The following is a 242-nucleotide window of genomic DNA, read 5'->3' on the forward strand; positions in this document are numbered from 1 at the left end:
CAGCCTGTAAAGCGGCAGATAAATCACATGCGCCATACAGTAAAAACTATGCGGGAGTTGCGCTGAAAGCAAAAGATGGCCGGCTGTTCTCAGGCATGTATGCCGAGAACGCAGCATTTAACCCGAGCCTGCCACCACTCCAGGTGGCACTGATTAACATGAATATGGCGAGCTATCCGCTGTCAGATATTGTTGAAGCCGCTTTGGTTGAACAGAAAGACTCAGCGATCAGCTTGCTGGCT

Annotated in this window: 1 protein-coding gene; it reads left to right on the forward strand. The window is 50.4% G+C overall.

Features of this window, described 5'->3' with window-relative positions; all coding sequences use genetic code 11:
* A partial coding sequence (locus R0J87_RS23960) for a cytidine deaminase (RefSeq protein WP_498889535.1) occupies positions 1-242 on the forward strand: 242 nt, incomplete at both ends.

Origin of the sequence: Halomonas sp. SIMBA_159, assembly GCF_046536035.1 — a bacterium.
Lineage (GTDB): Bacteria > Pseudomonadota > Gammaproteobacteria > Pseudomonadales > Halomonadaceae > Vreelandella > Vreelandella venusta_A.